This window comes from Marinilabilia salmonicolor, from assembly GCF_003003035.1.
GTDB lineage: Bacteria > Bacteroidota > Bacteroidia > Bacteroidales > Marinilabiliaceae > Marinilabilia > Marinilabilia salmonicolor_A.
The window spans coordinates 15,787-33,119 of record NZ_PVTS01000021.1 but is presented as its reverse complement, the minus strand read 5'-3'; the positions used below and the strand labels follow the sequence as shown (position 1 = coordinate 33,119).

13 protein-coding genes are annotated in these 17,333 nt (G+C 42.7%); 8 read left to right on the top strand and 5 right to left on the bottom strand.

Translation table 11 applies throughout. The features are described 5' to 3' along the window. The first annotated feature begins 204 nt into the window (after nucleotides 1-204). Nucleotides 205-1,281 carry a butyrate kinase gene (gene buk / locus BY457_RS16770; protein WP_106154482.1) on the top strand — a complete coding sequence of 359 codons (1,077 nt, stop codon included), beginning with the start codon at nucleotides 205-207 and terminating at the stop codon, nucleotides 1,279-1,281. 676 nt (nucleotides 1,282-1,957) lie between these two features. Further along, on the top strand, nucleotides 1,958-4,135 hold the full coding sequence (locus BY457_RS16765; RefSeq protein WP_106154481.1) for a trypsin-like peptidase domain-containing protein: 2,178 nt from the start codon (nucleotides 1,958-1,960) through the stop codon (nucleotides 4,133-4,135). Between the two features lie 6 nt (nucleotides 4,136-4,141). On the opposite strand, the gene BY457_RS16760 is transcribed toward BY457_RS16765, so the two are convergent. The 4 genes from BY457_RS16760 to BY457_RS16745 all read right to left on the bottom strand — a co-directional run bounded on the left by BY457_RS16760 (nucleotide 4,142) and on the right by BY457_RS16745 (nucleotide 9,781). Then, nucleotides 4,142-5,155 (bottom strand): DUF4465 domain-containing protein, encoded by a 1,014-nt coding sequence (locus BY457_RS16760; protein WP_106154480.1) that lies wholly within the window; start codon nucleotides 5,153-5,155, stop codon nucleotides 4,142-4,144. A gap of 245 nt (nucleotides 5,156-5,400) precedes the next feature. After that, a complete protein-coding gene (locus BY457_RS16755; protein ID WP_106154479.1) occupies nucleotides 5,401-6,822 on the bottom strand; it encodes a thioredoxin-like domain-containing protein in 1,422 nt (473 codons plus the stop codon). A gap of 102 nt (nucleotides 6,823-6,924) precedes the next feature. Next, nucleotides 6,925-8,709 carry an aminopeptidase P family protein gene (locus BY457_RS16750; RefSeq protein ID WP_106154478.1) on the bottom strand — a complete coding sequence of 595 codons (1,785 nt, stop codon included), beginning with the start codon at nucleotides 8,707-8,709 and terminating at the stop codon, nucleotides 6,925-6,927. 7 nt (nucleotides 8,710-8,716) lie between these two features. Next, nucleotides 8,717-9,781, bottom strand: a complete 1,065-nt coding sequence (locus BY457_RS16745) for a hypothetical protein (protein ID WP_106154477.1) — start codon at nucleotides 9,779-9,781, stop codon at nucleotides 8,717-8,719. A 288-nt stretch (nucleotides 9,782-10,069) separates the two neighbouring features. On the opposite strand from BY457_RS16745, the gene nikR reads away from it, so the two are divergent. From nikR to BY457_RS16715, 6 genes are all read left to right on the top strand, one after another. Beyond that, on the top strand, nucleotides 10,070-10,471 hold the full coding sequence (gene nikR, locus BY457_RS16740) for a nickel-responsive transcriptional regulator NikR (protein WP_106154476.1): 402 nt from the start codon (nucleotides 10,070-10,072) through the stop codon (nucleotides 10,469-10,471). A 33-nt stretch (nucleotides 10,472-10,504) separates the two neighbouring features. Then, nucleotides 10,505-11,590: an ABC transporter substrate-binding protein gene (locus BY457_RS16735; protein ID WP_106154475.1), complete on the top strand. Its 1,086-nt coding sequence runs from the start codon at nucleotides 10,505-10,507 to the stop codon at nucleotides 11,588-11,590. Then, nucleotides 11,568-12,644 carry a FecCD family ABC transporter permease gene (locus tag BY457_RS16730; RefSeq protein ID WP_258176778.1) on the top strand — a complete coding sequence of 359 codons (1,077 nt, stop codon included), beginning with the start codon at nucleotides 11,568-11,570 and terminating at the stop codon, nucleotides 12,642-12,644. Before BY457_RS16735 ends, BY457_RS16730 begins: the two co-directional genes overlap by 23 nt. 4 nt (nucleotides 12,645-12,648) lie before the next feature. After that, nucleotides 12,649-13,407, top strand: a complete 759-nt coding sequence (locus BY457_RS16725; protein WP_106154474.1) for an ABC transporter ATP-binding protein — start codon at nucleotides 12,649-12,651, stop codon at nucleotides 13,405-13,407. A 76-nt stretch (nucleotides 13,408-13,483) separates the two neighbouring features. Next, nucleotides 13,484-14,575 carry a TrmO family methyltransferase domain-containing protein gene (locus BY457_RS16720; RefSeq protein WP_258176777.1) on the top strand — a complete coding sequence of 364 codons (1,092 nt, stop codon included), beginning with the start codon at nucleotides 13,484-13,486 and terminating at the stop codon, nucleotides 14,573-14,575. Nucleotides 14,576-14,655: 80 nt separating this feature from the next. Then, nucleotides 14,656-16,119, top strand: coding sequence for a sensor histidine kinase (locus BY457_RS16715; RefSeq protein ID WP_106154473.1), 1,464 nt, complete (start codon nucleotides 14,656-14,658; stop codon nucleotides 16,117-16,119). 151 nt (nucleotides 16,120-16,270) lie between these two features. Here BY457_RS16715 and corA read toward each other — a convergent pair whose 3' ends face one another. Next, nucleotides 16,271-17,329, bottom strand: a complete 1,059-nt coding sequence (gene corA, locus BY457_RS16710; RefSeq protein WP_106154472.1) for a magnesium/cobalt transporter CorA — start codon at nucleotides 17,327-17,329, stop codon at nucleotides 16,271-16,273. Nucleotides 17,330-17,333: the final 4 nt, after the last annotated feature.

Sequence of the window (17,333 nt, the reverse complement as noted above, 5' to 3'; positions counted from 1 at the left end):
ACTCTATTTAGTACCCGTCTATAAAGTCGGGAAAAAAATTACAAGTACTGTGTATGTTCAGAAAGTTCCGTTTACAAGGCTTACCATTCACGGAAATGCGTAGTTTACCTGAGTAAATGAGTAGTTTCTGTGAATGGTATAACGCAGTAAACGGGACTTTATGGACATACACTATTTTCGAATTCCTGTAACCAATATCTAAGCATGGAAAAATTTAAGATACTCGTCGTTAATCCGGGTTCTACATCTACAAAGATTGCAGTTTATGAAAACATTAAATCTGTACTTCTGAAGACATTGCGTCACTCTTCTGAAGAGTTAGCCCCATTCAAAGACATCCCCAGTCAGTATGAATTCCGAAAAAAAGCCGTTCTGGACGAATTGGAAACGGCAGGAATTGAGGTAAATGAAATCAATGCTGTTGTGGGGCGCGGAGGTCTCTTGCGTCCAATCCCTTCGGGTGTCTATGAGGTTAATGAAACAATGAAAAACGACCTGAAAAACAGAAGTGGCAAACAGCAGCATGCCAGTAATCTTGGCGGTTTGATTGCAGATGATATTGCCAAAAGTATTCACGGAGCCAGAGCATTTATTGCCGATCCGGTGGTGGTGGATGAGCTCCATGAGGTGGCACGGATTACCGGGTTACCTGAATTGCCCAGAACTTCTGTTTTTCACGCTCTTAATCAAAAGGCTGTTGCCAGAAATTATGCACGTTCGGTAGAGAAAAATTATGAAGATTTGAACCTCATTGTTGCCCATTTGGGTGGTGGGATATCCGTAGGAGCTCATTTAAAAGGTCAAATTGTCGATGTAAACAATGCATTGGACGGATACGGGCCTTTTTCTCCCGAAAGAGCAGGAACGCTGCCTTCCGGAGCTTTGGTGGATATGTGCTTTAGCGGAAAGTTTTCGCATGATGAAATGCGCAAAAAAGTTACCGGAAATGGAGGATTGATGGCTCACCTGGGCACCAATCAGGCACATGAAGCCAGCCGACGGGCTCAGGAGGGTGAAAAAAATGCCGAATTGGTCATTCATGCCATGGCATACCAGGTGGCAAAAGCTGTGGGTGGTTGTGTGAGTGTCCTTCAGGGGCAGGTGGATGCTGTTCTGATCACAGGGGGGATGGCTCAGAATGACTTTGTTGTAGGCTTCATCCGGAAATACATCGACTGGATAGGAAATATTAAAATCTATCCGGGAGAAGATGAGATGTCAGCTCTTGCAATGAATGCTCTGGAAGTATTGCGGGGAGAGCGGGACGCCAAAATTTATTGAAGTTGTTTTCCTTATTTTGATTTTAGCGTGATTTATTTTGAATAATAAAGTCCTCCCAAAAGCGAGACTTCTCTCTTTTAAAGGAATACATAATGTTGTTGCGTTTTTTAAGGCCGAAGGTCTTTAAGCAATAGCCTGGGGCAACGCCCCAGGGAAATTGTAATACCTCTCTACCGGTGGTTTATTGGTCCCGTCGCGACCAATAAACCGCCGGGTGGGGTGGGAAACTACAACCCCAGGACGTTGCCCTGGGCTATTGCATTCAGGCTTTCAGCCTGTTTCTTAATGGCCTGCTATATTGTTTTATGTAGAAAGTAAATTAGGGAAAATAGAGCTATACCAATAAACAATACCCTGTTAAACTTTTACAAATAGCTGATAGACACTTCATTGCAAATCTATGTCGGTGGGCGGGAACTTGCTCGTAATAAAGCCTTTGCGTCTTTGTATCTCTGCGTTTAAGCTTTTTTTTAACGGACTATTCCAATAAAAGAACTTCGATATGTGTATGCGAGAGGATAACTTTATTTTTCGTAAATGACTGTATTGAAGATAGGCTCAACGCAGCAATTGGCATTTTCCTGCAAGTACTAAAAGAAAAATCACTTGCAGTGAACTCTGTTGCATTTTTTTCGTATTATTGGAGAATATTTTTGTAGTTCATAAAGTAAAACAAATGCTGAGGCAGACTCTGTTTATTACATTTCTGATATTCCAAATATCTGCATTTGCTCAGGTGGGGCATGGAGGAAAACCTTTGTTTAAGAACCAGGGACAATTGAAAAGTGCCCGGGCCGTTATGCAAGGTTCCGAAGAAGAGAAAATACGACTGACACCACCGGCTTATGAGGATATCAGACTTGATTTGGAATCCCCACGGAAAGGGGAGTCATTTACCTTTGCTTATCCGCATTTTGTTCAGTTGACACCAGATAACTCAGGAGTAGTGGGTGTTTTGGACGATGGCCGTTTGATTTGGCAATTGAGGATCAGTTCACCCGGTGCCTACTCACTAAATCTTGTATTTGATAAATTCAGAATGGCCGAAGGAGATTCTCTTTTTATTTATGATGCCTCCGGGGGGTATATTTTAGGGGCTTTTACAGATAAAACCAATAAAAAATGGGGTGGTTTGGCAACAGCACCGGTTCCGGGAGATGAAGTTGTGATTGAATGGCGGGGACGAGATTTTGCACGGGAGAACGGAAGTTCCATTGAAATCGGAGCGGTTAATCATGATTTTTTGAATATTTTCAAAATTTTGAAAAGTGCAGGAGATTTTGGTGCCAGTGGCAGTTGCCATACAGATTTCACCTGTTTTGAGGATGCGGTAATTGTCGAAAACGGGCGCTCTACCGGACAGGTAATTGTGGGTGGAACCGAGTATTGTACCGGTACGCTGATGAACAACAGCAACAACGATGGAACGCCCTATGTGCTTACAGCTGGTCACTGTCTTGGAAATTCAGTTGAGTCTGAAGATATTGTTTTTATTATGAATTATGAAGTTCCTGCCTGCCAGGAACAAATTCAGGGAAGTCAAATGCAAAGCCTGTCAGGATCTCTGTTGCGCGCCTATGCTGACAGACTTGATTTTGCTTTAATCGAAATGACTGAAACACCTCCGGCATCTTATCGTCCGGTTTATGCGGGGTGGGACTTGAATGAATCGCCGGCAACCGGAACACATACTGTTCACCATCCCATGGGAGATGTGAAAAAGGTTGCAGCTGACAATGAGATTCCAACTCCTGTGACTTTTAATGCATCATCCGTATTAGGTAATTCGTTCCTTTCAGATGCCCATTGGAAGATAGATGAATGGGATGAGGGAACCACAGAAGCCGGTTCATCAGGGGCTGGATTGTTTCTGGAACATGGGAAACTAATTGGACTGTTGTCCGGTGGGGCTGCGAGTTGCGAAAACCCGATAAATGATTACTTTGCCCGCCTGAACCGAATCTGGAATCACTATGCGGAAGACACTGCCCGTGTGGATAAGTGGTTGAATCCTTCAGGCGATGGTCGAACGCAACTGGAGGCTTTTGATCCAGGTAAAGGAGCTGTTTTGAGATTGACTCATTTTACCCCTGAAATGAATCCGGTTTTGAAGAATGTAAGTGGCGGAACAGGTTCCTGGACTGGGAACAACAGTGAAGGAGTTATCGCTGTTGCAGAACAATTTGGAGAGGTTGCTTCAGCCCGGATTTACGGTGTATTTCTGATGCCTGGGCTGAATGGGCAACTGGGAGATGGAAATCTAACAGTGAAAATTTGGTCAGGAATAGATGAACCTGAATTTGTGGTGGCAGAGCAGACTGTTTCTATTAATAGCATTGTGAATAAAGAGTTTCTGGTGCTTTTTGATGAGCCTGTGATGGTTTCAGGGCCTTTTTTTGCAGGATATGACCTGGACTATACACCAACCGTGGATAAATGGGCGGTTTATCAGGCCAATTCAGTGAGCGGAGTTAACACTGTTCTGCTCGAAACCTCGGCAGGCTGGAACCACTACAATATTCTATCAGGAGATTCTCCTGCTATGGCATGGATTGATGTATTGGCGGACGAAGTTATTTATTCAGATTCCGCTACAATTGATCTGCCTTCAGACGGTTTTGAGGTAGTGCCCAATCCGGTGGAGCAGGATCTCGTTATTTTCTATCCTGAAGACGGCGCAGGCATTGTGACCATCTTTAACCTGAAAGGACAACCTGTTCTTGAACGCAATGTGCTGATTTACGGCAATCGCGGGGAAATTCGGGGTGTCGGAGAAAAACTTTCTAAAGGGGCTTACCTGGTTCAATTTCAAAAGAATGGAAAAAAGCTGGTCAGGAAGCTGATGGTGAAATGATCTTTTTTAGTACAATATCTTCAGATTATCGATACAAAACTCCTGAGGCGTAATCATTTCTCCTGAATCATTTGTTTTGTTGGATGAAAGAAAGAACTGTAATTGGTTCACTTCTCCAATTTCCGAAAGATCAACGGTGGTCCATTGCTCCACAATGTAGTCACGCTTCGGATTATCAGATCGGTAATCGGCCAGGTAAAAATCCTTACTGCCTGTAACTTCTCCTGAGGCACTGATTCCTGTTATGGTTACTTTAAACCAGTCTGGATCGGTACTTACCGGAAATCCCATTCTGGGGAAATTTTCGTTGCCATATTTTAACATGAATACACCGAGGGTGGTATTGTTGATTTCAATGGATTTCAGGCGATGATTGTTGTCATCATTAAACTTAATCACAGGAATTGCCTGACCGGGACCATTGAGGTGCTTTGCCAAGGCAAATACATTCTCCGAAGAACTACTGCTGTAAACACTGTGTTCGGGAATATCCTCTTCTGTTTGTTTGGTGCTTTGAATATTGCTGATGCCAAATCCGTGCCAGGTACTGTCTGCATTTAATTGTGACGAAAATAATAAATCCTTGTAAGCAAATTCCGACTCTCCAATTGCTCCGATCCAGGAACTGTCGTTTTTTAAATTTTCGGGAAACAGTTCTGTAAAGGATGCCAAAACAATTACATCAACCGGAATCGATACCGAATCAGTGCCGTAAGGTGTCTCCACACTGAAAAAATACTCCAGTCTGCCCAGTTGGGTTGCAATATCCTTTAATACACGCGTATTATTTTCTAACAACTGGTTGTTTTTCTTCCACTGATAACTCGCATCTATATCGTAGGTGATTTTGGGCTCCAGAATAATGGAATCTCCCACGCTTTTTTCAATTTCAGCCCCCTGGTTGGCTAAATATATTTCCGGGGAGGGAATCACCTTTGTTTCCTCTTCGCAAGCGATAAAAGCCAGTGAGAATGCCAAAATGACTGCCGTAATTATGAATGAGTTAATCAGCTTATACATTTGGTGGTTTTTCTGTTTGGTTTATGTTTGTTGTCACGTTTGTGTTTTTGAGATTGCTTCGGGCATAGCCCTCGCAATGACAGGTCTTTGCTGGATATTGGGGGTTGACAGGGGTTGATTTCCGGCAAAGCCGGAAATCAACCCCTGCCAACCCATCTAAAAATCTTTAAGTTCAAAACAGATTTTTAATAAAATTTAGAATGTCACCGTTATATGATTTTTCTAACCTCTAATAATCTAACGATCTACTGATTTAAATACCGCTCAATAAATCCCGGAAGATCTTCAATGGAAATCCGTTTTCCAATGATTTTCTTATCCTCTCCCAACACAAAAACGGTGGGGGTACTGCGAATATCGTAATTTTCCCTGAATCCTGATTGCCTGTTGGGATCCCAGACATTAATAAAATCATACAACTCGTGTTCTTCAATAAATTCTGTCCATTCAGGCTGGTCCCCCTGCGTATAAACAGCAAAGACTTTAACGCCCAGATCACGGAGTTGGTCCTGATATAGGTCATGGAGTTGGGGAATTGCCTTTTTACAGTGTCCGCAGTCTGTTTCCCAGAAAACCAGAATGGTGGCAGGAGCTACAATCTCGTGCAGTCGATGATACTCACCGGTGTAGGCTTGCATTTTCAGGTCATGTGATAAATTGCCTATCAGAGTGGGTTTGAGTTCCTTTACTCTTGTCTCCAGCTTACTGAGGAACTCTTCATCGGCCCAGGTTGCTTCGCCTGAGAGATAGTATTTTTCTGCAAGTCCCACCATCATCTTGTCCATGCCCATATATTCACTTTCATTGGCATAGTTAAAGAGGTAAGATACCAGAAAATTGAACATTTTAGGAGCGGGCCGTGCCTGTTCAATTACCTTAATACTCTCATTAAGCAAGGTGTCGGGTACCTGCGGAATAACTGAAGAGAAGTATTGCTCAACCTTTTTTGCAAAAAAGGGAGTTCTGAGTAATCGTTCATCATCCAGCGGCATATTGTCGAAATAATGATTTTTGTAATAATAAAACCGCTTAACGCGCTGAACAGAATCCTTTTTTTGCACAGAGTCATCGATGTCAAACCGGAGAACCTCGATTTCCTGCATGCCTTTTATGAAAACCCCCAGCATGGAACCTTGGTTTTCCTGCTGAAGTTCTTCCCATTTGTTTTGTACTTTCTCGTTTACAGCGGTTAACTGATCTTTTATTTGCGTAGCTTCTTCCGAATCCGGGGCTGCAGTTTGAAGTTTCTGTTGCAGATTGTTTGCTTCTTCCTGCCGGGCCATAATGAAACGCTGATAGTCGTTGAATTTGTTGGTAACGTCAGCCCCTCTGATGTCAAGCGATTTTACCATATCAGCTGTATCGGCGGTCAGCGAAAAGTGCTGGTCAGCATCAATCATCAAATCAAAATATTTCTGATTGGGAAGATAAATAACATAAAGTCCCTGAGGCAAAGCTTCTTCTCCTTCGAAGAGAGCGGTCCCTTTGTTGTCGAAATAACTGGTGTCCTGCACATGGATACTCTGATTATAATAGTAACCCAGAATGAGCGTGGTATCACTAAAAGCAGGAATGTTTACTTCAATCTTATGACCATTGTTTGCGGGTTGTTGTGCTATCCCGATGACGGAAATAAAAAGAAAGATAAGAACGGTAAGGTTCTTCATAGCTGATGATTTTTAGTTTTGTTGTAATTCTGAATTTAAACTCATAACAACACGGCATGGATGAACCACCCATGCCGCAGAAAATATTTGTAAACCCCGGAATTAATCAATCGGGGTTGTTTTTTGTTTCAACCAGGCCTGCTCTTCTTTATTCAAAAGAGGGGACAGTTTTTCAAACACTCTTTGGTGATAATTGTTTAACCACTCTTTTTCTCCTGTGCTAAGGATCTCAGTAGAAACGAGAGATAAATCAATGGGGCAGAGGGTTAGTGTTTCAAACTCAAAAAATGTGCCGAAATCTGATTCTCCGGCTTCTTTGGTAAGAATCAGATTTTCTATTCTGATACCGTATTCCATGGCTCTGTAAACCCCCGGCTCATTTGAGGATATCATTCCGGGTTCGATTTCAATTCCATTGTCCTGCGACCGTATGCTTTGCGGGCCTTCATGAACATTGAGAAAGAAACCGATTCCATGACCTGTTCCGTGACCGTAATTCAGTCTTGCTTCCCATAATGGACGGCGCGCCAGGGCATCCAGGTGAACACCGCGGGTGCCTTTTGGGAAAACAGCTTTTGCCAAAGCAATGTGTCCTTTAAGAACAAGTGTGTAGTCGGTTTTTACCTGTTCATGAATAGGGCCCAGAGCAATGGTACGTGTAATGTCTGTGGTCCCCGTGGGGTACTGACCGCCCGAATCGACCAGATAAACGCCTTTGGACTCCAGTTTGGCGTCAAATTCCGGAGAAACATGATAATGCACGATGGCACCATGTGCTTCATAACCGGAAATAGTACTGAATGATTTTCCCTGAAACTCCGGGTTCTCTGCACGGAAGCGGGTGAGTTGCTCTGATGCAGATAGTTCAGTAACCCTGCCTCCGGGAACCTCCTCTTCCAGCCATTTGAGGAATTTTACCATTGCCACCCCATCCTGGGCCATGGTTTGACGGATGTTCTCGATTTCAGTTCCTGTTTTTATGGCCTTAAGTTGTGTGATAATGCCTGTCCCTTCAATTCGTGGAATCGACTTTGGAATAGCTTCGAAAAGAGCCCAGTTATTACGGTTTGAATCCATGCAGACTACGGCATGATCAGGCAGATCACCCAGGTGGTTGTAGATATGCTGATAAAGGTTGATTCGAATGTTTTCATTGGATAGTTTTTTCCCAATTGCCGAGGTCAGTTTGTTGGGATTTATAAAAAGGGAAACATAATCCTGTGATATAATCAGGAAAGCATGAAAAACAGGGTTGTAGGAGATGTCGTCGCCCCGCAGATTCATGAGCCATGCAATCTCGTCGAGAGCTCCTGTTACATAGTGGGTTCCTCCCTTTTCTTTCAGTTGCTGACGTACCAGCTCAATTTTTTCTTTTCTGGTTCGACCATTGTATTTATCTGCATGCTCCCGCACCGGGGTGTCAGGAATGGCAGGACGTGTTTCCCACACATCCTCTGCAAGCGTGTATTTTGTTTCCAGATGAATCTGTTTCTTTCGCAACGCCTGCTCCATAGATCTAACCTTTTCCACAGGAAAACAGGTGGCATTGATAGCAACTTTACTGCCGGGTGAAAGATTTGCTGAGATCCAGTCAATGTAATCGGGTACATCAGGAAGCCCTTCTTTAACCAGCTTAACGCCGGTATCCGCCAGTTCTACATCTGCCTGCAGGTAGTATCTGGAGTCTGTCCACAAGCAGGCACAGTCAGCTCCCACAACAAGGGTTCCGGCCGATCCGGTAAATCCACACAGATAATCTCTTACTTTCCAGTGGTCGGCCAGATACTCACTGATGTGTGCGTCACTTCCCGGTACAATGCATACATCGATGCCGTTAGCGGCCATTTTTGTACGCAGGTTCTGAATTCGATCTGAATAGTCTGACATATTCTGTTTATTTCTTTGTTTTTATATTGATTCCTGCATTCCTGTTGAAGAGAATGAGGGTTGCCATTTCTTTATTTTCCGAAACAGATTCTCCTGAAAAAGAAATCTTATTGGGCTCACTTATGGTTTTAAACAGGTGTTGATTGTCATGTCTGAAGTTACCGTCAGTAACCTCTCCATGAAGGGTATAGGAAAGTTTTGGTGATATGGTGATGTTTGCCGGGGCATTTTTATTAAAAACGGAAAACGCACTGGTTTGTTCTGATAAAGTGGTAATCAACAAACCATCAGATATTTCCACTTTTCCCTGATTGGTTAATTCATTTACGGATACAAAGCAAAACTGACCGTTGATGTTTAGGTTTTCGACCCGGTTAACGTTAATGCGTGCTGTATGATTTGAAAAATCCAGACTGCCGGCATCTCCAATATCGATCTGACAATATTTACCCGAAATAACCGCTGAATGAACGCTTTCAATCTTTACCCCCGAATTGTATATTTCAGCCTCTGCATGGTTGATTTTATTGAACTGCGCTTCACCAAACGACAGGTTTGCTATGATGGTATCTGCTTCCTGTAATCCGCTTTGCGTAAGGTTTCCATATTCGAGTTTAATGTCCATTTTGGCGGTAATGTCTGTAATGGTGACATTGCCGAACCGATTGTCAATTATTATCTTTTTATCTGCGGGCATGAAAACTTCGTAATTGATTCGAAAGGGAAAAGAAGAATGAAACTCTTCATCAAAAGCAGTACGCATGAAAGCCATCCCTTCAAGGGTGGTTTGATTAATGTTCAGACGGTCAAATACTTCGTTGGCCATATCCCGGTATTCGGCCATCACAATGGTTTCGATTTTAATGAGAATGGTATCTTTTAACCAGGCGGTAATCTCTATTTCTCCATGTTGATTGTGAATCTCAACACCTTTGTAGTCGTCAGCCAGATGGATGTGCTCTTCATTTCTGGTATAAGAGTGAAGATTGTCCTCTTCCTGCTCCTGTGCGATCAGTGTGGTGCTTCCCAGCATGGTTGCCAGGACAATGGTTATGAGTGCCAGATTTTGCATGGTTTTATATTTACGATGGTAGGTACAAAATGTTTTAATGATTATGTTTTTTTAAGGCTATAGTTTAAAATACCTAATTCATTCTATAAAGCTGCTAATTTAGTGAAAATGGAAGTAAAGGGGAAATGACAATCTTTTGTTTATCCGGATTCCGTGTATTTTGTTGGGCTCAGGCTTCATAATCAAATGCTTGTTGGATATTATATGTTACGAAGATTTTCCATCTGTCCTCAGGGATAAAGAATTTCTTACATTTGTAGTAACACTAATTGTAAAAAACATAACACCATGTCCGTAGTTCGTTTTGGAGTTTCTCTGGAGCAGGATTTACTTGATGAACTGGATGCATTTGTCAAAGACAATGTTTTGTCCAATCGTTCACAGGGTATCAGGCGCCTGATAAAAAACTATCTTTTTGAGAAAAAATGGCAATGCAATAATGTGGTGGCCGGCTCCATCACTCTGGTTTACAATCCTCACAAGAATGATTTGTCAGCAAAACTCGGGAATATTCAACTCGAATATCGCGATGTTATATTGTCTTCACAGCATTTCTATTTATCAACTGATGAATCATTCGAGATAATTGCTGTAAGGGGAGAATCAAAAAAGCTAACCGAACTGGCAGACAAAATCAGAGCTTTGAAGGGGATTAACAGGGGGAAACTGGCAATGACATCAGCAGGGTAACTGGTTTTTAATGGTTTTAATGAAACAATTTTTATGCAATCAAACGGGGTAATAAGAGTGTTGAAATTTGTTGTTTTGTTGCTGTTGTTGTTTTTTTTGGGCTGCAACTTTAAGAGTAACCAAGACTCCGAAAACAGCATTGAAGTTACAGATATGTATGGTCGCACCGTTCGGGTTCCGGAAAAAGTGAACCGTATTATTGGTGTTGGGCCAGGAGCGTTGAGGCTGTTGGTTTATATGGATTTGGCTGATATGGTTTCAGGTGTTGAGGATATTGAATTCAGACCAGGCCGGCCTTATGCTTTTGCACGTCCTGAATTGACAGATAAGCCTGTTATTGGTCCTTATATGGGTGGAGACAGTGAGCTGATAGCCCTGAATAATCCGGATGTGATTTTTATGGCTTTTTCGTCTGTTAGTGAGGCTGATGAATTGCAGGGAAAAACCGGAATTCCGGTGGTGGGATTAAACAGCGGAAATCTTCGAAATGCGCGTGAAACTTTTTACCGGTCTCTGAATCTGATTGCAAAAGTAACAGGAAAAAGGGAACGTGCGGATTCTCTGAGGAACTTTATTGAGGATGAAATCAATATGCTTAATCAACTAAGGGAGAATGCCGGGGATAAGGTGACAGGTTATATTGGAGGGGTTTCCTACAGGGGGGCACAAGGCATTGCTTCTACGCAGTCGTGGTTTACTCCTTTTGAGCTGACAGGCATCACCAATGTGGCCCGAAATATTTCGGAGACAGAACCGGTTCAGCCTGTGGGTACTTATGTGGATGTAGAGCAGATTATATCCTGGAATCCTGATTTTCTGTTTCTGGATGCCGCTGGTTATGAGCAGATATTACCTACGATTGAGGCCGGTAGTCCGCTGCGAAGAACCATTGTAGCATTTGAGCAAAACCGGGTTTACACTTTGATGCCACACAATTTTTATGCGACCAATTTTGAAACGGTTTTAATCAATGGCTGGTTTGCTGGAAAAGTGGTGTTTCCGGATGCCTTTGAGCATATCAGTTTTGAAGATAAAGCCCGGCAGGTATATCGGTTTATGCTGGGCAAGGATGTTTATGAACAAATGAATGAGATGTATGAAGGATGGAAACGGTTCTGAGACAGAGGAGCTGATAAGAAAACAATATGTGCGAAGGCTGACCTTTATGTTATCATCATTATTGGTTTTATTGGTGTTGATATTTTGGGGGCTTTCCATGGGCAGTTCTCTGCTTTCGTTTTCTGATGTGGTTGAAGTTTTGACAGGAAGCGGTAGTGAGGTTTCGCGTCAGGTGATTTTTCAGATACGTTTTCCCCGAATTCTGGCGGCTATAGCCACCGGAGCGGCATTGTCGGTATCCGGTGCTGTTATTCAAACGGTAATACGAAATCCACTTGGTTCCCCTTTTACGTTAGGGTTGAGTGCTGCATCGGCATTTGGAGCTGCTTTTGCCATTGTTGTGTTGGGAGCCGCAGGTGCTGGTTTTGCAACCGGAGTGGGTAGTCTGGCCCGTATGCCATGGATCATAACTTTGTCTGCCTTTCTTTTCGGGCTTATCTGTGCTTTGCTTATTACCGGTTTTGCCCGGTGGCGCGGAGCAACTCCTGAAATACTGGTAATGGCCGGAATTATTCTCACCTCACTTTTTCAGTCGGGCACCTCTTTGCTTCAATACATTTCAACCGATGTGGAACTGGCATCTGTAATCAGTTGGATGTTTGGAGATATGGCCAAAGCTACCTGGGATAAAGTTACGATTCAGTTTATCGTTCTTCTTCCCGCTATTTTATTTTTTGTATTCAATGCGTTTAGCTTCAATGCTTTAAATGCCGGAGATGAAGTTGCCAGAAGTTTGGGTGTAAATGTCGATCGGTTGCGCCTTTGGGCAGTTGTGGTGGCTTCGTTGTGTGCTGCAGTAGCAACCGCATTCTTCGGGATAATCGCATTTGTTGGGCTTGTTGTGCCACATGTCACTCGTTGGTTGGTGGGACACAACGACAGGGTAGTGCTGATAAGTTCTGTAATTCTTGGGGGAGTCTTTTTGTTGCTTGCGGATATTATTTCCAGGACAATCATTGCTCCTGTGGTAATACCAGTTGGTATAGTGACTTCCTTTGTCGGAGCTCCTTTCTTTTTGTTTCTAATCATTCGTAAAGTCAGGAAAAGCAGATAAAACTATGGTTATAGAAGTAAAAAAGGTGTCCTTTGGTTATTCCACTGAAAAAGTACTTCATGATGTTGATTGTGTTTTTGAGGGTGGTGGATTTTATGCCGTTATAGGGCCCAATGGAAGTGGAAAGAGTACAATGATCAGGCTTCTGAACAGATTGCTGATTCCTGACACTGGAACGGTTCAAGTAAACGGCCGTTCCGTGCAGGATTATCCCAGGCGTTTTTTGGCCCAACACATAGGTTATGTTCCGCAATCGGGAGGCAGCTCGGCCAATGCCACAGTTTTTGATACCATTTTGCTGGGCCGAAAACCTCATATTAAATGGGCTCCCGGAAAATCAGATTTTAAGAAAACGGTGAATATCATACGCGATTTCTCATTGGAACACCTGACACTCAGACTTACGGGGGAACTCAGCGGTGGCGAATTGCAGCGGGTACACATAGCCCGGGCCCTTGTGCAGGAGCCGGATGTGCTTATACTGGATGAACCTACCTCCAGTCTGGACTTAAGTCACCAGATTGAAGTGATGAAGATGCTGAAGGAGGTCTCCACAAAAGGCATTACGGTTATCGTAGCTATTCATGATTTGAATCTTGCATTGCGCTATGCCAATCAATTCCTGCTACTGAGAGATGGAAGTATCATTGCAATGGGAGATGAGCGGGTGATTTCGGAACAGAATCTCCGGGCCCTTTACGATGTGGAAGTGCAAAAAGTAGATGTGGATGGTCAAAGTTATATTCTTCCGTTGTTGAGGTAAATGGGGGGGTGATGAACTGAGTTGAGACATTGTTCGATTTACTGTTTCTATTGATAAAATAATTTATTCCGAACATATGATGACTTTTGAACCAATCGGTCGTGTAAAAAACGAACTGACAGAGAAACGATTTATTAAGAACGCGGAGAATATTGTTTCTGAAATTATTATTGAGGAGGATTACCTTGATGGTCTGTACAAAATTGACGAACAGAAATATATCGATATTCTTTTTGGATTTCATCAATCTGAGGGATATAAGATGATAACTCCTGTTTTCAATGGGGAGACCCGCGGTGTGTTTGCTTCCCGTAGCCCCAACCGACCTAATGGAATTGGGGTTACTACCGTTCGTTTGCTTGAGCGGAAGGGGAACAAACTGGTGGTAACCGGCCTTGATGCTTTGAGTGATTCGCCTGTATTTGACATCAAACCAAGTGATTTTTCTTTCCAAAGAAATATTAATATCAGAGATGATGCAATGCCATCACGCCCGCGAATAAATATTGAAAAGCACATCTCACGCGGGGAGAGCCGAGCCTTACTGAATCAGGCAGGAGAGCTTCATGGTCATTTTTGTCCCGGATTGTCAATGGGGGTTATGGCTACCATGCATGTTATGGATTTGATGCGTCAAACATCAGATGGCATGGAAGATCTTTTGGCTTTTGTGGAGACCAATAACTGCTTTTCTGATGGCGTTCAGTATGTCAGTGGTTGCACTTTCGGGAATAATGCCTTAATTTTTCAGGATTATGGTAAAAATGCTCTTAGCCTTGTTGACCGAAATGGGCGTGGGTTCAGAGTAAGGGCAAAAAATGATATCAGACAAGTTATTGACAATTACTTTCCTGACTTTAATCCGTTGTTTGAAAAAATTGTGGTGGAAAGAAACCACCAGAAAGAGTTAAAGCGCAAATTTGGAGCTGTTTCCCGCCGGGCTTCTTTTGGAATGTTAGATATTCCCTTTGATGAAATGTTTGACATTCAGAAGGTAACGGTGGAGGTTCCTGCTTATGCTCCAATCGAAGAGAGTGTTGAATGTGCTGAATGCCGTGAAGTTGTCATGAAATCACGTGGCATAGGCAGGGACGGTGAATTTATTTGTCAGGCCTGCAGGGGTATCCATCATCCTTTTCTCGACGGTTACGGTATTCATTGCTGCTAGTCGTCAAAAACAGGTTATTTGTTGCTATCCTTACACCGGGTTTGCCGTATAGGTAAGAATCACGCCTAAATTTAAACTTAATGATAAAAGAACAACAACTTGTGAAGGCCCTGGATAATTCGGAAGGAATTATTCTGATAACTGAACCTGACGGGACTATTGTGTTTGCCAATAAGACTTTTGAAAAGGTGTACGGATATACAAGGGAAGAGGTGCTGGGGAAAAAGCCGTCCGTCTTGAAGAGTGGGTTTCATCCTAAGAAATTTTATGACGAGTTGTGGCAGACTCTTGCAAATGGAAATAATTGGAGCGGGGATTTGGTGAACAGAAGTAAATCAGGTGAAATAATTACAGAGAGAGCCTCCATTTCTCCTATTTTTTCGGATGACAATGCCAAAATAACCGGATATATAGCCGTAAAATATAATACTTCAGAAAGGAAGAAGCTTAAAGCGCAACTGGAAGCCAAAGAGCATTTGTTTGAGAAGCTGTTTGAGAATTCACCTGTGGGCATTTTTATGCTCCAGGCACTAAAGCAGGAAGGGGAAGTGGTTGATTTCTTAATTGATCAGGCCAATCTGAAGTCTTCGAGTATATTCAACCGCATCTCATTTATAGGGCAATATCTTTCGGGAGTCTTGGGAAATATTGATGTCCCCACGCTTCTAAGAGAGCATCATACAGAACAACACGGGGAAGATGTTTTTGAATGGGAAGATTTGTACAAAGGGAAAATACTGGAATTTAAACTTTTCGGACTTGGAGGTGTACAGTATTGTTTGCTGGTTACGGATGTGAGCGCCAAAGTGAAAATGGAAAACCGCCTGAAAGAGAGCGAAGCTCACCTGAGGGAATTGAATGAAACGAAAGATAAGATATTTAGTATTATTGCTCATGATTTGAGGAGTCCTTTTCAGGCCATCATTGGGTTTGCTTCGTTGCTGAATGATGGCATTGAAGAGCAGTCGATTCCTGAAATAAAAATGATGGCCCGGCAAATCAGCAATATGTCTGAACAAACTTATAAACTGCTAGATGATTTGCTTACCTGGTCACGGTCGCAGCTGGGACAACTTAAAGCAGTTCCAGTAAAGTTAAATTTGAAACAACTGGTGGAGAAATGCTATAATCAATTAAGTATGGTGGCTGATAAGAAAAGAATCAGGCTGAGTTGTGACGTTTCCGAGGCTTTGTTTATTAGAGCCGACAAGGATATGCTGGAGTTTATTGTACGCAATCTGGTACATAACGGCATCAAATTTACCAGAAACGGTGGCCGGGTCAGTTGCTGGGCGGAACTTGAAGGCTCGAAAGCCTTATTGCATGTGGAAGATACAGGTATTGGAATTCAGGAGGTTAAACAAAAAGAAATATTTTCGCTTTCTGCCAATTTATCAACATCAGGGACCAGCGAAGAAGCAGGTACCGGTCTGGGGTTAATGTTGTCGAAACAAATGGTGGACCTGAATAACGGGAAAATATCGGTTTTCAGTGAGCCGGGTAAGGGATCCCGTTTCACCATTAGTTTTGATGTATTATCCTGATTATATGTTTTTTTAAAGCACTGTTTACCTCGCTATTCTCAAAACCATTTTTTTTATTCGAGGAAATCCCGGTCTTTTTGGATTTTAAAAGAATGACTGGTGGTGCTTTCTCGACAAATTCAGCACTTTTAATATCTATATTCCGCCCCGTTTACAGCCATTTTTTACGTCGGAAATAAAATAACATGCCGCTGGCGGCAACTAAAACAACTCCCCAGAAAGCGGGATATCCGTATTTCCAGCTGAGTTCTGGGAATTGTTCGAAATTCATTCCATAAATACCGGCAATGAAAGTGATGGGAATAAAGATGGTAGCCACGATGGTCAATACTTTCATAACCTCATTCATCCGGTGTCCCTGATAAGAGAAAAATAAGTTGGTGGAACCCTCAGCGCGCGTCAGATTAATATCTGCTTCATCGATGAGCTGCATCAACTGGTCTTTTAAATCAGAGAAATAGGGGAGTGTTTGAGATTTAATCTGAATGGTTTGCCCTTTTTCTGTAAAAAGGATGGCTTCTTTAATGGGCACAACTGCTTTTCTAAGTGCAAAGAGGTTTCTTTTTATGGCTTCCAAAGTTGCAATGTATTCCGGTTTGGGTTCCTCCATGATTTTTTCCGGAAGCATATCAAGTTGCATCTCCATATTGGTCAGGGTTGTATAGCAGTTGCCTGTGATGGCATCCAGCAAAAGATACAGCAGATAATCGGCTTTGCTTTTGCGCACTCTTCCTTTTCCTTCCCGAATACGTGTTCTGATGTGTTCAAAATGATCTCCTTTCTTTTCCTGAAAAGAGAGAATTACATTTCCCTTGAGAATGAAACTTATCTGCTCGGTATCGATGCTGTGCTGATTGGCAGGTAATAATGATTTAACGGAAACAAAAAGGTGTTCGGGGTGAACCTCAACTTTAGGACGTTGGTTGGTGTCCACAATATCCTGGATAATCAGGCGGTCAATACCAAACCATTCAGCAATTCTGTGGACCAGGGGCATATCGTGAATGCCATGGATGTTTATCCAGTGAACTTCGTTTTCAGTGTCAGTAATATTGGTCTTTATTACATCAAAATCGGCTTCGGAACTAAACTCAGCAAAGCTTTGTTCCGAAAACCGAAATAACTGAATGGCGGGAGAGTCCAGGAATTGCTGTCCCACAAACTGGATTCCCGGTTCAATTGTTTTTCTTTGAAGACGAAATCTGGACATTAGA